Below are 16,816 nucleotides of genomic sequence, written 5' to 3'. Positions count from 1 at the left end.
ACTTATTACAAAAAATAGGCGTAAACCAAAATTTGTGATAGAAAACCAACAACGAAACCAAGTATCACTTCAGATAATGTATGTGCTTTTAACTTTAATCGGGCTGCTGCAACGACTCCAACCAATATAAACAAAACAATTAAAATTGGTAATAAATTATTTTTGTAATCATAACTGATAACTGAAATAAAACCGATAAGCCCAGCAATTGCTAGTGTATGTAAACTTGTTTTGATTTTAAAATAAAACAGCACATATACCACTCCTAAAGCTAAACTACAGGCAAAAAAAGAATGAGCTAAAAGATCTACAACACCAATTTTGTGTAATAGCAATTTACCTAATAGAAAAGTTAAAATAGCAAAGAAGGTGATTGGGAACTTTCGTTCATTAATTGATTTTAGATAAAAATCATCTATTAATTTTGTCTGTTTTAAAAAGAAAAGTAAAATTACAGGTAAAATATACGTGGCAATAAAAATGAGCCCTAAGATACGATAGGAGGCATCTTTAGATATATGGCTAGGTATTAGTATAAAATACAATAGAGCACTTGCTATTGGTATTATAATTGGGTGAAAAACAAAAGAAATTAGTTTAGAAAACTGCATCGGTCTATATTATATCTCTTTTCGTAATCTAGCTACCGGAATATTTAATTGTTCCCTGTATTTTGCTACTGTTCTACGTGCTATTAAATAGCCTTTGTCTTTTAATATTTTCGCTAATTTTTCGTCGGTTAAAGGTTTTTTCTTATCCTCTTCTTTGACAACGGTATCTAGTATTTTTTTTATTTCTCTTGTCGATACTTCTTCCCCTTGATCTGTCATCATAGATTCCGAGAAGAAATTTTTAATAAGTTTTGTACCGTAAGGTGTATCAACATATTTACTGTTAGCAACTCTAGAAACAGTTGATACATCCATATGAATTTTATCGGCAATGTCCTTTAAAATCATTGGTTTTAGTTTACGTTCATCACCTGTTAAGAAATAGGCTTCCTGCATGTGCATTATAGCATTCATTGTAAGTAACAGAGTCTGTTGACGTTGTTTTATTGCATCAATAAACCATTTTGCCGAATCTAGTTTTTGCTTTATAAACTGTACTGCATCTTTCTGCGATTTTGATTTGTCTTTAGAGGCAGCATATCCTTTTAACATATTGTTATATTCATTAGAAATATGCAATTCTGGAGCATTTCTTGAATTTAACGTTAAATCTAATTGACCTTCTATTATTCGAATAGAAAAATCAGGAACTATCTGTTCTACAATTTTATTGCTATTTGCAAATGACCCACCAGGTTTCGGATTTAATCTTTCTATTTCATGAATAGCACCTTTTAATTCATCTTCAGTAATGTCGAATTTTTGAATTAATTTTTTATAGTGCTTTTTTACAAAATGTTCGAATGCTTTTTCTAAAATAGCTATAGCTAAAGTTCTCTCTTTAGTGACAGATTTTCGTTTTAATTGTATAAGTAAACACTCCTCTAAACTTTGTGCTCCAACGCCTGCCGGGTCTAATTTTTGAACATAGTTTAACATGCGTTTAACTTCACCTGCTTCCGTGAAAACATTTTCAGAGAATGCTAAATCATCTACAATATCATCAATTTCTCTTCTTATATATCCACTTTCATCAATACTGCCTACTAAGAATGCTGCTATTTGATATTCTAACTCGTTTAATCTGAACGTATTTAATTGAGTGGTTAGAAATTGGTTGAATGAAGTTCCGGCCGCATAGGGTATATTTTTTTCATCGTCATCGCTACTATAGTTATTACTTTGCATTTTATAGTTAGGCATCTCATCATCACTCAAATATTCATCAATATTCACATCAGTTTCAATGGTTTCATTACCTGAATCTTCGTATTCATTTTGAAGATCACTGTCTTCATCTTCATCTTTCCCGCTATCTAATGCTGGGTTCTCTTCAATTTCTTGTTTAATTTTTTGCTCAAAAGCCTGCGTAGGCAGTTGAATCATTTTCATCAACTGTATTTGCTGAGGAGATAATTTTTGTAATAATTTATATTGAAGACTTTGTTTTAGCATTAATTATTTTATTTCAACTAGTTTATTTAATCTAATACTATATTTTTTCTTTTTATATGAAACGATGTTCTTTTCAATATCAACAGAAATTGGATCTGTACTTAAAGGTATTAAAAAACTACCATCAACTATACTAACAAGGGCACTTTTCTTGTCTTTTTTAACCAAAACAAATACGGATTTATTAAAATCTTTTATTTGGTCATATTCTGTTGGTACTATTTCCTTACCCTTATACATCAGCCCCATTTTTCCTTTTGATGTTATTTTACTATAGTTGTAGTTATTATTTAAATTTTTAATAAAACTAACATCTGTATAAATAGGATCTCCGTCATAATTATATATATCAGATAATCTGTTATCAGGTAAACTCGCTTTTATATAGTTAGAATTTACATCTAAGTAATTATATTTTGTAGGGATGATTAATTTTCCAGAATCAATATTTACGGCACCTCTTAACCCATCAACTTTAACTACTGCTATATTTTTAGAAATATAGTTATTTACTTCGTCATAGGGTGTAAAGTCAACTTTTTTATTATGAAGAATATCAATTAGTGTTTTTTTATTTTGCGATTGTAATAAATAATAATTATTGGAAAGCATTTTTACATTGTCATAACTAGGTTCAATTAGAAACTTTTTAAAAACAATATTATATAAACCCCATTTTCCATTTTGTTTGATAATAAAAAAATTACCATTATAATTTTTGTCAACAGCATCAAAAGTAATAGGTGTAATATCGTTTCCTGTTTTATCTACAATACCAAATTTTCCATTTTTTTCAACAAGAATAAATTTAAAATAATAATCTAATTTGGAAACAGAAGTAAATTTATTTCCAAAAACGTTTTTACCATTATTATAAATTATATTATCTACTCCATTTTTGGTAATTAAAAACCAATTTTCTTGTTGAAAATAGTTTATTTGATCATACTTAATAGGTAAGAGTTCTTCACCATCAGCACTAAGAATACCATAGAAACCATTTTCTTTAACTTTAAAATAGTTGTCTTCAATACTAATTTCGTCATATGATTCTTTTAATAATTTATTTCCATAATAATCAAATAAGTAAGATTTACCGTCTTTATTTGTTGTATAAATATTATGGGTATTATTATAATAAAAGCTAGAGTACTCAAAAGGAATTATGATGTTTCCTTTAGGATCAATTATTCCTTCTTTACCATAACTTAAAGAAGCCCTTATTCTGTCTTTAGTTGAACCATAAGAATTAATTGAATTAAAAATAGGTTTCACTAATACCTTTCCTGATTTGTCTTTTAAACCATATAGAGAAGAATTTTTACCTTTAAAAATTAAAAGGGTTTTATCTATTTCTCCAGTTACAATATCAGTTGAGTTATTTTGATAGTATTGATTTACATTTCCAGATTCTGTACTTTCGATAACCGTTTCTTCCACTTCCATAATTTCAACTATTTCCTCTTCTTGAGAGAAACCAATGATGCCACTGAATAAAGTTGTAATAAATAGTATTCTTTTCATATTTTTTTTAATTATATTAAATAATAGATTTAAAATTCGGCGTTCTGTGGTGTTCTAGGAAACGGAATAACATCTCTGATATTACCCATTCCAGTTGAAAATTGTACCAAACGTTCAAAACCTAGTCCAAATCCAGAATGTACTGCGGTTCCAAATTTACGCAAATCTAAATACCACCAAAGCTCTTTTTCATCAATATCTAGAGCTTTTATTTTTTCTTTTAATACATCTAAACGTTCTTCTCTTTGCGATCCACCAACTATTTCGCCAATTCCAGGGAAAAGTACATCCATAGCCCTAACCGTTTTACCATCATCATTTAAACGCATATAAAATGCCTTAATATTTGCTGGATAATCAAAAAGAATTACGGGACATTTAAAGTGTTTTTCAACTAAAAAGCGTTCATGTTCGCTTTGAAGGTCAGCCCCCCATTCATTAATAATATATTGAAATTTCTTCTTTTTGTTGGGTTTACAGTTTCTTAAAATATCTATGGCCTCTGTATAAGTAACACGTTTAAAGTTGTTTTCAACAACAAAGTTGAGTTTTTCTAATAACGACATGTCACTCCGTTCTAGCTGTGGCTTAGATTGTTCTTCTTTTGTAAAGCGTTCGTCTAAGAAGACTAAATCATCTTTACAGTGCTCTAAAATATATTTGATTACACTTTTAATAAAGTCTTCGGCTAAATCCATATTAGCATCTAAATCATTAAATGCCACTTCTGGCTCAATCATCCAGAATTCGGCTAAGTGCCTAGTGGTATTAGAATTTTCTGCTCTAAAAGTAGGACCGAAAGTATACACTTTACTTAATGCCATAGCATAGGTTTCAGCCTCTAGTTGACCAGAAACGGTCAAATTAGTTTCTTTACCAAAAAAGTCTTGTGAAAAATCAATTTCACCATTTTCATCTGTTGCCGGATTTTTAGGATCCATCGCGGTTACTCTGAACATTTCACCAGCACCTTCAGCATCAGAACCTGTAATAATTGGAGCATGAAAATTATAAAAGCCGTTTTCAGTAAAGTATTTATGTACAGCGAAAGAAAGAGCCGATCGAACACGCATAACTGCACTAAAAGTATTTGTTCTTACTCTTAAGTGGGCGTTTTCACGTAAAAATTCAAAGCTGTGTTTTTTAGGTTGAATTGGGTATTCTTCAGGGTTAGAATCGCCTAAAATTTCAATATTTTTAACTTCAATTTCAACACGTTGGCCTTTACCTTGACTTTCAACTAAAGTTCCAGAAAGGCAAACTGCCGCTCCTGTAGTTATTCTTTTTAGAATATTCTCGTCTGTATTTTCAAAGTCAACAACACATTGTATATTATTTATGGTAGAACCATCATTTAAGGCGATAAAACGGTTCGCTCTAAACGTACGAACCCATCCTTTAATAGTTACATCATGTAAAAAATTCTCTGATTGTAATAATTCAGCAACACTCATTTGCATTTATCTTAAAATTAATGAACAGCAAAGATACAGATTGAAATATAATTTATAAAAATTATGTGAGATATTGCTGAATTAAATTTGTAATCAATTAGATGGTATATAGGATTGAACTACTTTTAACAATTAAAAAACCAAATTTGTATGCAATTTAAACTGTTATTAATATCATTTTTGTTAATTGGCATTTATTCTTTTCTCAAAAAAAATTAATAAACCTTTATTTGAAATAATAATTATGCTGCACAAATAATTGATTTAATTATTCAGAAGAAATGACTAAACGAGAAAAGAGAAAATTATTTAAGAAAGAATAAATTTAATCGTGTTGTTTATGTTTTACTATATTCATTAAGTAATCACCATAACCACTTTTAATCAAGGGTTCGGCAATTTTAATAAGCTGATCTGCAGAGATAAATCTTTTTTTGTAGGCAACTTCTTCTATACAGCCTATCTTTAAACCTTGTCGTTCTTCAATAACTTGAACAAATTGTTGAGCCTGCATTAATGATTGGAAAGTACCAGTATCTAACCAAGCGGTACCTCTATTAAGAATACTTACATTTAAATTACCTTGTTGCAAATACACTTTATTTACATCAGTTATTTCGTATTCGCCTCGAGCAGAGGGTTTTAAATTTTTAGCAATTTCCACAACAGTATTGTCGTAGAAATAAATTCCAGGGACTGCGTAATTAGATTTAGGATGTTCCGGTTTTTCTTCTATTGAAATGGCTTTATTGTCACCATCAAATTCAACGACACCATAACGATTTGGATCATTGACATGGTATGCAAATACAGTTCCTCCTGCGTTTCCAGTGGCATCAATTAAAGCTTGGTGAAATCCTGTTCCATAAAAAATATTATCACCTAACACTAAAGCAACACTATCGTCTCCAATGAATTCTTCACCTATCACAAATGCTTGTGCTAATCCATTAGGTATTTCTTGTACTTTATATTGAAAATTACAACCCAATTGCTTACCATCTCCCAATAGTCTTTCGAATAAGCGTAGGTCATGAGGTGTAGAAATAATTAGAATATCTTTTATACCAGCCAACATTAATGTTGAAAGAGGGTAATAAATCATAGGTTTGTCATAAATAGGCATTAATTGCTTACTTACGGCTAATGTTAAAGGATGTAACCTTGTTCCGCTTCCTCCAGCTAAAATAATTCCTTTCATAATAATTTAATTTTTATCTTGAGTTTCTTCCTTTAGTTCAGCTTCCGTTTCTGTTAATATTTGAATTGGCGGTTTTTTTAATACATTTTTATTTGCTATTTTTCTTTCTAGGGATAATAATAAAGATGGAAGTAGCAATAAATTGGATACCATAGCAAATAATAAAGTAACGGATACCAATCCTCCTAAAGCTATTGTACCACCAAAACTAGAAACCGTAAAGACTAAAAATCCGAAAAATAATACAATGGAAGTATAGAACATACTTACACCTGTTTCTCTTAATGCATTATATACAGAAATTTTCACCTTCCAGTTGTTGACTTGCAATTCTTGTCTGTATTTAGCTAAAAAGTGAATGGTGTCATCAACGGAAATACCAAAAGCAATACTAAATACCAAAATAGTTGATGGTTTTATGGGGACACCTAAATAGCCCATAAGCCCGGCTGTAACCAAAAGAGGCAAAATATTTGGTAATAATGAAATCAGTATCATTTTAAATGATCTAAACATCCATGCCATAAACAAGGAAATTAGAAAAATTGCAAGAGACAATGAAATCACTAAATTTTTAATCAAATAATTAGTTCCTTTTAAAAACACTAATGATTTACCTGTTAAGGTTACATTATAGTTTTTCGCTGGCAAAACTTTGTCAATTCTAGCCTGCAGTCGTTCTTCAATACGTTCCATTTTGTCCGTTCCAATATCTTTCATGAAGGTGGTAATACGAGCGTATTGACCAGTTGAATCAACAAAATTACTGAGCAAATCTGAATTTGTATCTGAATTTTTAGTGTAGGATAATATAAAATTTTGTTCTTGCGATGTAGGTAATTGATAGTACTTAGGATTTCCGTTATAATAAGCTTGCTTAGAGTACTTTACTATATTCAATACCGAAACTGTTGGTGAAAGTTCAGGAATTTCATCAATAATTTCAACGAGCTTGTCCATCCTTTTTAAAGTGGAAAGTTTCATTACACCTTTTTTGCGTTTGGTGTCAATAATTATTTCTAAAGGCATTATTCCCCCAAATTCGTTTTCGAAAAAGACAATATCCTTAAAGAAATCTTTTCCTTTAGGCATGTCTTCTATTAAACTACCTGAAACTTTTATCATGTAAACACCGATAATACTGAAAACAATTACAACCACTGTAGAGATGTAAACCGCAATACGTTTATGACGTACAGTACGCTCCATCCAACTTACAATTGTATCAATCCAACGTTTTTCAAGGTGCCTTAAATGTTTGTCTTGTGGTTTATGTAAAAAACTATAAATAATTGGAATTATCAATAGTGACAGTATAAATATAGCAAGGATGTTAACTGATGCAATGATACCAAATTCGTTTAATAATTGACTTTTTGTAAAAATAAAAGTAGCAAACCCTGATGCTGTAGTAACATTGGTCATTAAAGTGGCATTACCAACTTTAGAAATTACACGTTGCAATGATTTTGCTTGATTTCCGTGTTCTTTGATTTCTTGCTGATATTTATTTATAAGAAATATACAGTTGGGCACACCAATTACAATTATTAATGGTGGAATTAATGCTGTTAATACCGTGATTTCATAGCCAAATAAACCAATAAAGCCAAAAGCCCAAATCACCCCAACACTTACTACTATCATGGTAATTAAAGTAGCTCTATGTGATCTGAAAAAGAAAAAGAAAATAATTGATGTGACCAATAATGCGAGTACTACAAAAATACCAATCTCATCGGTAATACTTTTAGAATTCATGGTTCTGATATATGGCATACCAGAAACTTTTACATCAATATTATTATCTTTTTCAAACTTTGCGATGGTAGGATTTAAAACCTCTAGAATAAATCTTTTACGTTCAATAGTATTTACAATGTCCTTTTTAATATAGATAATGGTTCTTATCGTTCCTGTTTTTTTATTAAATAGGAAATTATCGTAAAAAGGAAGATTTTCAAATAGGTCTGTTTTTATGGAATCAACTTCCTTGTCCGTTTTTGGAGGATGATTATAAATTGGAGTAAAATCAAACCTTTCATTTTCGGTATCCTTATAAAGTTTCTTAATGTCTCCAATTGAAACCGTAAAATCTATTTGTGGTAAAGTATCTAAATGTTTGGAGAGTTTGTTCCAATTATTAAACTTTTTAGCAGTATATATTGTGGAATCTTGTGCGGCAAGTATTATTAAGTTGCCCTCTTCACCAAAGATTTTTAAAAACTTATTGTATTCTAGATTTACTTCATGGTTTTTAGGTAGTAAATTAGCTTCACTATGCGAAAAACGCATGTATTTCATTTGCGTTGCTAATAAATAAGTAATAAAGGCTAGAATTATTAATATAGGAATCCTTCCTTTAATAATTATACGTGCAATGTATGTCCAAAAATTCATTAAAAAGTTGTCTATTTATAATGCTGCAAAGGTACTAAAATAAGCTAAAACCCTAGACTAAGCACATAAGTTAGTTTTACGGCTAAATTATCTGAGAATTTAGCATTGCTATATTGGCCATACCGGTAAAAGGAACTTACGCCAAAACCTTTAAATAAATGGTTTAAAACTATTCCTGATTCCATATAACCTTTATTCATTTTTTTAAATGAAACACCATAGTGCTCACTAGCACTTTCTATGGATCCGATAGCAAATCTAGAAATTAAGCTTAAACTTGGTCTAAACTTTTTAGTTATTTCAAATCTATCAAAATTATATCGCCCTTGAATGGAAACATATCTGTCTGAAATAAATTCGTTAAATGCCATAGTTTCAAATGCGTTTGTACCTGAGAAATTAATACGTTTACGCCAAGGGTTTGCAAAAGAATAATTAGGTGTAGCATTGTATAAATGGGTTAAGGGAGCATCTCCAAAAGTATACCCTCCTTGTATTAAAAAATTTGTAGAGCTCTTGTTTAAGAACTTTATATCGTGTTCATATTTTAATTTAAGTTGGTTAAATTCTAAATTGCCACCTAAAAAATCATTAAAAGTTTTTGCAAACTGCACCGTAATTTTTGGAAAACCATTTTTAATAGTAAATTTTCCTTCCGGTGTATTTAAATATCTACTGAATGGAGTCCATTTTAGGGCAGCAGTTGCTGTTGTTAAATTATATTCAGAATAGACTAAATTATTTGTTATAAATTGATAGTTAAACTTAGGGTTATAGCTACCACGACTCATTTCTAGTTTTGTTTCTAAATTGGGTAGAATATCATGTTTAAAATTGATATTAAAAGTTTTATAATTAAAAAACTGACCTATATTTAAATTTCTAGGATTGATTAATGCAAATGATGTTTCCTCAAAAAGGAAGTCTAGTTTAGCCGCTTCTTGCAAGTCATCCGTATAGCCAGCACCAATCCAGCTATTATTAGTCTTACTAAGCCTTATAGCTGCACCAACATGATACTTTATTGTTTTATCCTTAAATCCGTAAGCAGCATTAGTTTCTAGTTGAAATATCTTTGAGAATGTGGGGTTTGTAACACCTCCTAAACCAAACCTAAAGCCTTCATAATTATTGAAATTAATCATTTTACTTAAATCTAAATCAAAATATTTTGTCGGGTAATAGCCTTTTAATACTTTTCTGGCAATGTTTAGTTTTTTTTCAGCACCTTCCGACTCTGATAGACTATCTAAAACTTTATAAGCCTCCAAACCACGTGAGGTTATAGAATCGGTTCTGTATGTATTCCAAAAATCTTCATTTCTGTCTGCAGCATAATCATCAATTTCTATTGAGGAAGCAGAGTTAATTACGCGTATAGGTTCATTAATAGTTATATCGTATATTTTACTTTTTGATATTAAATACGTAGCATCGGTAAAATCTTTTTCCCTTGGATTTACAATTGAGTCGTTTTGTGTTTCATTTTCAGAGAATTTTATAACTTCGCCAAAAATTGAGACATCTTCTTTATTCTTACCTTTTCGAATACTAATAGTTGTTTCGTCAGGAAACCAGATGTTTTCTTCATTTTTGTATGTGAAATTTTGAACAGCTTGCACTGCTACAATACCTTTTAACTCAGCAATCCCTTTTTCGAGAGCAAAACTCTTTTCATGAATGTACAAGAGACCTTCTAAACCTGCAACATCCTTATTATGTTTGGGTTTGTAATGAATCATATAAGAAGCTCCTTGCTCATTATATATAGTGTCAAGTATTTTATAATTGTATTTTTTTAAGGCATTTTTAGCCAAAGGGTTTATGTAATTATTGCCTAACAGTGTGTAAACTTCGTCATAGAACGAGAAGCTCTCAATATCTAATGCTAAAAATTCGTAAATAGGGGTTTTAAACCCTGCCATGCGTGTGGCAAAAATAGTTTCTTTTTTGTTTTTACCTCTTTGAAATGTGTGTTCGGCAACTTTTTCCGTTATGTATAAATGATGTCTGTTGATTTGTTTTTTAAAGTTGTAATTGGCAGAGTCTAGTGCAACAAAAACTAGGCTGTCATTTTTTTTAACAAAAACGGAATCAATTGTTCCACTGATTGAATCAGGATTAGCAGTAACGAGTAATTTATTGTAAAGCTTGTATTTAAATGTTTGTAAGGCCTTTGAAATATTATTTTTATCTCTATTCTTTATCGTATTTCTAATAATTGCTAAGGCAGGATTCTCCTTTGCAACAATTAATACTTCACCTAAGTTTTCAGAACTTGCGTCTAATAATATAGTTATAAAATTATTTTGTTTTGGTACTATAACATTCTGTTTATTGTAACCTACATAGGTAATTGTAAGTGCAGAAAAGATGTTTTTTGATGAGATATTAAACCGGCCTTCTGTATCCGTTATGGTACCAATACCAGTGTTGGTAATTACGGTAGCAAATGGAAGAGGGGTTTTGGATTTACGATCCTTAATAATACCAGAAATATTAGTTTGTCCCATTCCTAAAAAAGGAACAAGAAAGAATAAAAAGACACTAAGTCGCTTAATAGGGTACATTATAATATTAAAATAAAAAAAGCATCTGTTTACACGATGCTTTTGACATAAAATTACTATTGAAATGTAATTATATTGTCATAATTTCTTTCTCTTTTATATCAAATAAATCATCTATAGTTTTGATATATTTATTCGTAAGTACTTGAATTTCTTCTTCACCAATTTTTTGTAAATCTTCGGAAACATCCAACTTTTTTATATCGTGATTAGCATCTCTTCTGGCATTTCTTATGCTAATTTTGTCATTTTCAGTTTCAGATTTAGCTTGTTTTGCAAGATTTTTACGACGTTCTTCTGTTAAAGCCGGAACATTAATGATAATATAATCACCATTATTCATAGGATTAAGTCCTAAATTGGCAAACATTATACCTCTTTCAATTTCTTGCAACATATTTTTTTCCCAGGGCTGAACACTTAGTGTTCTTGCATCAGGTGTATTAACATTTGCTACTTGACTTAATGGGGTCTTGGTGCCGTAGTAATCAACCATTACACCTCTTAACATGGCAGGGGATGCTTTACCAGCCCTTATATTTGCCAATTCTTTAATCAAATGTTCTACTGCATTATCCATTTGTTCTTTAGCAGTATCTATTATAAATTGTAATTCTTCGTTCATAATAAAATAATTCTAAATTTCTATATCAACTTTTGTTCCAATATTTTCTCCAGAGAGTAATTTCATCAAATTGCCTTCTTTATTCATATCAAATATAATAATAGGTAATTTATTTTCTTCACTTAATGTAAAGGCTGTCATGTCCATAACTTTTAAGCCTTTATTCATTACATCTTTAAACGTAATATTTTCAAACTTAACAGCATTAATGTTCTTTTCAGGATCAGACGTATAAATTCCATCTACTCGTGTCCCTTTTAAGATTACATCAGAATCAATTTCTATAGCTCTTAATACTGCAGCCGTATCGGTAGTAAAAAAAGGGTTACCTGTTCCACTACCAAAAATTACTACCCTGCCTTTTTCTAAATGCCTTACAGCTCTTCTTTTAATATAAGGTTCTGCAATTTGTTCCATTTTTATTGCTGTTAATAAGCGGGTTTGAACTTCAGCATCTTCAAGGGCACTTTGTAAGGCTAAACCATTAATTACAGTAGCTAACATACCCATATAATCGGCCTGAACTCTATCAATGTTACTACCTTCAGTTGATAGGCCTCTAAAAATATTTCCGCCGCCAATAACTATAGCAACTTCAACACCGCTTTCAACTACTTTTTTAATTTCTAAAGCATATTGCTTCAATCTGGTTTGGTCTATGCCGTAATTTTGATCACCCATTAGGGCTTCTCCACTTAGTTTTAATAGAATTCTTTTGTATTGCATTTGTTATGAAAGTTTGACAAATATAAGCATTTCAAAAATAAAAAAACCTCGTCATTTGACGAGGTTTTTGAAATTATTTTTAAGAAAATTATTTTTCCACTTTTTAATGAGCGAAAAATTTAATTAAAGCTTATCCTACAGAAACACGTTTAAAGTCTGTAATAGAAACATCTCCATAAGACGTTACATATTTAGCAACGTTTATCTTCTCATCTTTAATAAAGTTTTGATCCAATAAACATTTCTCTTGGTCTAATGTTGTGTTATCTGATATAAAACGTTCCATTTTACCTGGAAGAATTTTATCCCAAATTTTTTCTGGTTTACCATCAGCTTTAAGTTCTGCTTTAGCAGCTTCTTCGGCATTAGCTAACACTTCAGGCGATAATTGAGCCATAGAAATGAACTGAGGTACGTTTTTAAGCGTTTTACCTAAACGAGCTAATTCAATATTATCTTTTTCAATCACAGCAATTCTAGCTTCCGTTTCAGAGGCTACGAAATCTGCATCAAAATCTTTAAAAGATAATGTTGATGCTCCCATAGAAGCAACTTGCATTGCAACATCTTTTACTAAAGTTTCAGCATTGTCTACTTTAGATGAAAGACCAACTAAGGCTGCAATTTTATTAATATGCACGTAAGTACCTACATAAGGTGCTTCTAATTTTTCAAAAGCAGTAAGTTCTAATTTTTCACCAATAACACCAGTTTGTTCAACTAATTTATCGGCAACTGTCATTCCATCAAAGTCAGAAGCCAAAAAGTCTTCTTTAGTATTAAAGTTGATTGCTTTCTCAGCAAAGCTATTTGCTAAAGCTAAGAAATTTTCGTTTTTACCAACAAAGTCAGTTTCACATCCTAAAACAATAGCAACACCGGCGGTGTTAGAATCATTGATTTTAGAAACTGCAGCACCTTCTGAAGAATCTCTATCAGATCTTTTTTCAGCAACTTTTTGACCTTTTTTACGTAAAACGTCAATCGCTTTATCAAAGTCACCTTCTGCTTCTACTAATGCATTTTTACAATCCATCATACCAGCACCGGTAGCTTTTCTTAATTTATTTACTTCTGCGGCTGTAATTTTTGCCATAGTTTTTATGTTTAATCTATTAATGAATTCAGTAGAACTAAAATCATTAATTTTAGGTTATACAATAATTTATTTTTTCTCTTCTACGATTACTTCTTCAGTTTTTGCCTTTGCTTTTTCTACTTTTTTAGAAATTTTAGGGGCATCATCTTTGCTTGAATCTTTATCAGATTTTCTTTCTGCTAAACCTTTAGCAATAGCTTCAGTTGTGTAAGACAAAATCTTATTGATAGATTTTGAAGCATCATCATTTGAAGGAATTACAAAATCAATTGGTCTAGGGTCTGAATTTGTATCAACCATAGCAAAAATTGGAATATTCAATTTTTGAGCTTCAGCAATAGCAATATGTTCTCTTCTAGTATCAATTACAAATAAAGCACCTGGTAAACGCGTCATATCAGAAATAGAACCTAAATTCTTTTCTAATTTAGCTCTTTGACGATCAATCTGTAATTTTTCTCTTTTCGATAAAGCATTGAAACTACCATCTAGTTTCATTCTATCAATTTGAGCCATTTTTTTAACTGCTTTACGAATAGTTACAAAATTGGTAAGCATTCCGCCTGGCCATCTTTCAGTAATGTAAGGCATGTTAACGCTTGCCGCTTTCTCAGCAACGATATCTTTAGCTTGTTTTTTAGTAGCTACAAATAAAATTTTTCTACCAGAAGCTGCTATTTTTTCTAAAGCAATCCCAGATTCTTCAATTTTAGCTGAAGTTTTATACAAATCGATAATATGTACTCCATTACGCTCTGTATAAATATACGGAGCCATGTTTGGATTCCATTTTCTTGTCAAGTGACCGAAGTGTACACCTGCATCTAATAACTCTTGAATTTGAATGTTCATTTTGTTTTTTGTTTACGTTCCTTATTTAGCAATAACTAAGTAGCCATGTTACATGAGTCTTAATTATTTGGGTGCTAAACTTAAACTGTTTATAATTAATAAAAATATGATTAACGTTTAGAGAATTGGAATTTTTTACGGGCTTTTTTCTGACCGAATTTTTTACGCTCTACCATTCTTGGATCTCTTGTTAGTAACCCTTCTGGTTTAAGAATCGTTCTATAATCAGGATCGATAGAAACTAAGGCTCTAGTTATGGCTAAACGAATTGCTTCAGCTTGACCTGTAACTCCACCACCAAATACATTAACTTTAATATCGTAATTCTTGTCATTATCAGTTAATGTCAATGGTTGCAATACTTTATATTGTAAAGTTCCTGTAGTAAAATAATTGTTTAATTCTCTATTGTTTATGATAATGTTTCCTTTTCCTTTAGAAACATAAGCACGGGCAACTGCCGTTTTTCTTCTACCTATTTTATGTACTATATCCATTATCTAAGATCGTTAAGGTTAATAGTCTTTGGTTTTTGAGCTTCTTTGTTGTGCTCAGTACCTACAAAAACATTTAAATTTCTAAATAAAGCACTACCTAATTTGTTTTTTGGTAGCATTCCTTTTACTGCTTTTTCTACTAAACGAGTTGGATCTTTTTTAAACAACTCTGTTGCAGTAAGCGATCTTTGACCTCCAGGATAACCTGTATGACGGATATAAGATTTTTCCGTCCACTTCTTTCCTGATAAGATAATTTTTTCTGCGTTAATAATTACTACGTTATCACCACAATCAACGTGGGGTGTGTAGTTGGGTTTGTACTTACCTCTTATAAGCATTGCTACTTTAGAAGCTAAACGACCCAATGTTTGTCCGTCCGCATCAACCAAAACCCACTCCTTTTTTACAGTGGTTCTGTTAGCTGAAACTGTTTTGTAACTTAATGTGTTCACACGATTAGTTTTTGTCTATTAATAATATATTGTTTTTCCCTTGAAAAAGGGTTTGCAAAGATACTACTATTTATTTACATAACAAACAGTGTATTAGATATATTTTTAGGGCAATTATTTAGGGGCAATTATATTTTTTGTGCTGTATAAAACATAACCATTTTACGTTAAAGGTGAAGCTATTTTAAAGGAAATAAAGATTGTTTTAAATTATGGAAACGTTAAGTTTTAAAATTGTACAGTAATTTTTTAAAAAATTTTGGGATCAGGATAAAAAGCGGCAATAGCAAACCAAAAACTAACCACAGATTTTGGCTTATTTAATTGTTGTCCCTTTCTTGGACCCTCAAGAGCCTCTCCGAAAATGGACCATTTATTATTTTCATTATCCTTAAAAAAGATTTCGGAATCATTAAAAGCGTATTCGAAATTTAAATTCCTATATTCTAATGTGAGTTCAAAAGCGTTGATAATACTACCGTTACCAACAACAAGATAATTTATACCACCAAAAACATCTTTAATTACATTACCATTGTTAAATTTATTAAATTGATAAACCTTTGCTTCATTGCCATCTATAATAGTAAACACCCTTTCCTTATTTGGTAAAGCATTATTTGATGGGGTGGCAGTAAAAAGGAATAAATTCTGATTTGTTTTATAGTCACCATAAGGATAAAATTCATAATCTCTATCGAAGCCTGTCTCTAAAGTCATCACTTTTGTATTTGGGTATAGTTTTTTCCAAGTGCCCCAATTTGTTTCAACCACACTGACCACACTTGGCTTACTCTTAATAAGTGGGCCATTTACACATTGCAATTTTAATTGAGACCAATTACTATTTGTATTTCGGTCATATAAAATTAAATTAGTATTGTATAATAGTCCCGAAACACCAAAAGTAGATTTTTTGCCACCTGAATTACTTCTCCACCCAAATGCAGTTCCTGTTAATGGACAATATGAGATGGACACAAATTTTTGATTAATTTCATCATTTACTATTTCATGCCAATCTAAAATTAAATGAGGATATGCTTTAATCTCATCACCATCTATAATACCAATAACCAGATCGTTAAAATTTAAAAAATCTGCGGTAGAAGCATCAACAAATTTAGGATTATCTATCGATGGGATACCATCTTTTCCAGGACCACCGTCTTTAACTTCTTTAATAGGAATTAGCCAAGATGCTGAATCTTCATTGTTATTTGTTATGGTATCATTATTATTATTATTATTATTATCAGTAATTTGATCAGGAATGTCGTCATTGTTATTAGTGCATGACATAAGTATTGCTAAAATTAAAAAAGTGAATAGAAATTTATTCTTCAT

At 30.6% G+C, this 16,816-nt stretch carries 14 protein-coding genes; all 14 read right to left on the bottom strand.

Annotated features, from left to right (window positions below; genetic code table 11):
* Window positions 1–5: 5 nt before the first annotated feature.
* The 14 genes from D3P13_RS10660 to D3P13_RS10595 all read right to left on the bottom strand — a co-directional run bounded on the left by D3P13_RS10660 (window position 6) and on the right by D3P13_RS10595 (window position 16,816).
* On the bottom strand, window positions 6–611 hold the full coding sequence (locus D3P13_RS10660; protein WP_117882159.1) for a hypothetical protein: 606 nt from the start codon (window positions 609–611) through the stop codon (window positions 6–8).
* Window positions 612–620: 9 nt separating this feature from the next.
* The gene (gene rpoN / locus D3P13_RS10655; RefSeq protein WP_117882157.1) at window positions 621–2,066 is read right to left on the bottom strand and encodes an RNA polymerase factor sigma-54; all 1,446 of its coding nucleotides are present in this window, start codon (window positions 2,064–2,066) and stop codon (window positions 621–623) included.
* Between the two features lie 3 nt (window positions 2,067–2,069).
* A complete protein-coding gene (locus tag D3P13_RS10650) occupies window positions 2,070–3,590 on the bottom strand; it encodes a WG repeat-containing protein (protein ID WP_117882155.1) in 1,521 nt (506 codons plus the stop codon).
* 29 nt (window positions 3,591–3,619) lie between these two features.
* Window positions 3,620–5,044, bottom strand: coding sequence for an asparagine--tRNA ligase (asnS, locus tag D3P13_RS10645; protein WP_394336458.1), 1,425 nt, complete (start codon window positions 5,042–5,044; stop codon window positions 3,620–3,622).
* Window positions 5,045–5,369: 325 nt separating this feature from the next.
* Window positions 5,370–6,245: a glucose-1-phosphate thymidylyltransferase RfbA gene (rfbA, locus tag D3P13_RS10640; RefSeq protein ID WP_117882151.1), complete on the bottom strand. Its 876-nt coding sequence runs from the start codon at window positions 6,243–6,245 to the stop codon at window positions 5,370–5,372.
* A gap of 6 nt (window positions 6,246–6,251) precedes the next feature.
* Complete coding sequence (locus D3P13_RS10635; protein ID WP_117882149.1) at window positions 6,252–8,645, bottom strand: efflux RND transporter permease subunit; 2,394 nt, start codon at window positions 8,643–8,645, stop codon at window positions 6,252–6,254.
* A gap of 44 nt (window positions 8,646–8,689) precedes the next feature.
* On the bottom strand, window positions 8,690–11,158 hold the full coding sequence (locus D3P13_RS10630) for a DUF5686 and carboxypeptidase-like regulatory domain-containing protein (protein WP_157972894.1): 2,469 nt from the start codon (window positions 11,156–11,158) through the stop codon (window positions 8,690–8,692).
* 127 nt (window positions 11,159–11,285) lie between these two features.
* Window positions 11,286–11,840, bottom strand: a complete 555-nt coding sequence (gene frr, locus D3P13_RS10625) for a ribosome recycling factor (protein WP_117882145.1) — start codon at window positions 11,838–11,840, stop codon at window positions 11,286–11,288.
* Between the two features lie 12 nt (window positions 11,841–11,852).
* Window positions 11,853–12,566: a UMP kinase gene (pyrH, locus tag D3P13_RS10620; protein ID WP_117882143.1), complete on the bottom strand. Its 714-nt coding sequence runs from the start codon at window positions 12,564–12,566 to the stop codon at window positions 11,853–11,855.
* A 130-nt stretch (window positions 12,567–12,696) separates the two neighbouring features.
* The gene (tsf, locus tag D3P13_RS10615) at window positions 12,697–13,662 is read right to left on the bottom strand and encodes a translation elongation factor Ts (RefSeq protein ID WP_117882141.1); all 966 of its coding nucleotides are present in this window, start codon (window positions 13,660–13,662) and stop codon (window positions 12,697–12,699) included.
* Window positions 13,663–13,731: 69 nt separating this feature from the next.
* Window positions 13,732–14,517 carry a 30S ribosomal protein S2 gene (rpsB, locus tag D3P13_RS10610; RefSeq protein ID WP_117882139.1) on the bottom strand — a complete coding sequence of 262 codons (786 nt, stop codon included), beginning with the start codon at window positions 14,515–14,517 and terminating at the stop codon, window positions 13,732–13,734.
* A 110-nt stretch (window positions 14,518–14,627) separates the two neighbouring features.
* On the bottom strand, window positions 14,628–15,014 hold the full coding sequence (gene rpsI, locus D3P13_RS10605) for a 30S ribosomal protein S9 (protein WP_117882137.1): 387 nt from the start codon (window positions 15,012–15,014) through the stop codon (window positions 14,628–14,630).
* On the bottom strand, window positions 15,014–15,469 hold the full coding sequence (rplM, locus tag D3P13_RS10600) for a 50S ribosomal protein L13 (RefSeq protein ID WP_117882135.1): 456 nt from the start codon (window positions 15,467–15,469) through the stop codon (window positions 15,014–15,016). The genes rpsI and rplM overlap by 1 nt, the downstream gene beginning before the upstream one ends.
* 249 nt (window positions 15,470–15,718) lie before the next feature.
* The gene (locus D3P13_RS10595) at window positions 15,719–16,816 is read right to left on the bottom strand and encodes a DUF3179 domain-containing protein (RefSeq protein ID WP_117882133.1); all 1,098 of its coding nucleotides are present in this window, start codon (window positions 16,814–16,816) and stop codon (window positions 15,719–15,721) included.

The organism is Aureibaculum luteum (genome assembly GCF_003449015.1).
GTDB lineage: Bacteria > Bacteroidota > Bacteroidia > Flavobacteriales > Flavobacteriaceae > Aureibaculum > Aureibaculum luteum.
This window is presented reverse-complemented; position numbering and strand designations above follow the sequence as displayed.

Excerpts from the sequence above, each read along its gene's own strand:
- D3P13_RS10660 (WP_117882159.1), bottom strand. The coding sequence starts at position 611 with ATGCAGTTTTCTAAACTAATTTCTTTTGTTTTTCACCCAATTATAATA.
- rpoN (WP_117882157.1), bottom strand. The coding sequence starts at position 2,066 with ATGCTAAAACAAAGTCTTCAATATAAATTATTACAAAAATTATCTCCT.
- D3P13_RS10650 (WP_117882155.1), bottom strand. The coding sequence starts at position 3,590 with ATGAAAAGAATACTATTTATTACAACTTTATTCAGTGGCATCATTGGT.
- asnS (WP_394336458.1), bottom strand. The coding sequence starts at position 5,044 with ATGAGTGTTGCTGAATTATTACAATCAGAGAATTTTTTACATGATGTA.
- rfbA (WP_117882151.1), bottom strand. The coding sequence starts at position 6,245 with ATGAAAGGAATTATTTTAGCTGGAGGAAGCGGAACAAGGTTACATCCT.
- D3P13_RS10635 (WP_117882149.1), bottom strand. The coding sequence starts at position 8,645 with ATGAATTTTTGGACATACATTGCACGTATAATTATTAAAGGAAGGATT.
- D3P13_RS10630 (WP_157972894.1), bottom strand. The coding sequence starts at position 11,158 with ATGGGACAAACTAATATTTCTGGTATTATTAAGGATCGTAAATCCAAA.
- frr (WP_117882145.1), bottom strand. The coding sequence starts at position 11,840 with ATGAACGAAGAATTACAATTTATAATAGATACTGCTAAAGAACAAATG.
- pyrH (WP_117882143.1), bottom strand. The coding sequence starts at position 12,566 with ATGCAATACAAAAGAATTCTATTAAAACTAAGTGGAGAAGCCCTAATG.
- tsf (WP_117882141.1), bottom strand. The coding sequence starts at position 13,662 with ATGGCAAAAATTACAGCCGCAGAAGTAAATAAATTAAGAAAAGCTACC.
- rpsB (WP_117882139.1), bottom strand. The coding sequence starts at position 14,517 with ATGAACATTCAAATTCAAGAGTTATTAGATGCAGGTGTACACTTCGGT.
- rpsI (WP_117882137.1), bottom strand. The coding sequence starts at position 15,014 with ATGGATATAGTACATAAAATAGGTAGAAGAAAAACGGCAGTTGCCCGT.
- D3P13_RS10595 (WP_117882133.1), bottom strand. The coding sequence starts at position 16,816 with ATGAAGAATAAATTTCTATTCACTTTTTTAATTTTAGCAATACTTATG.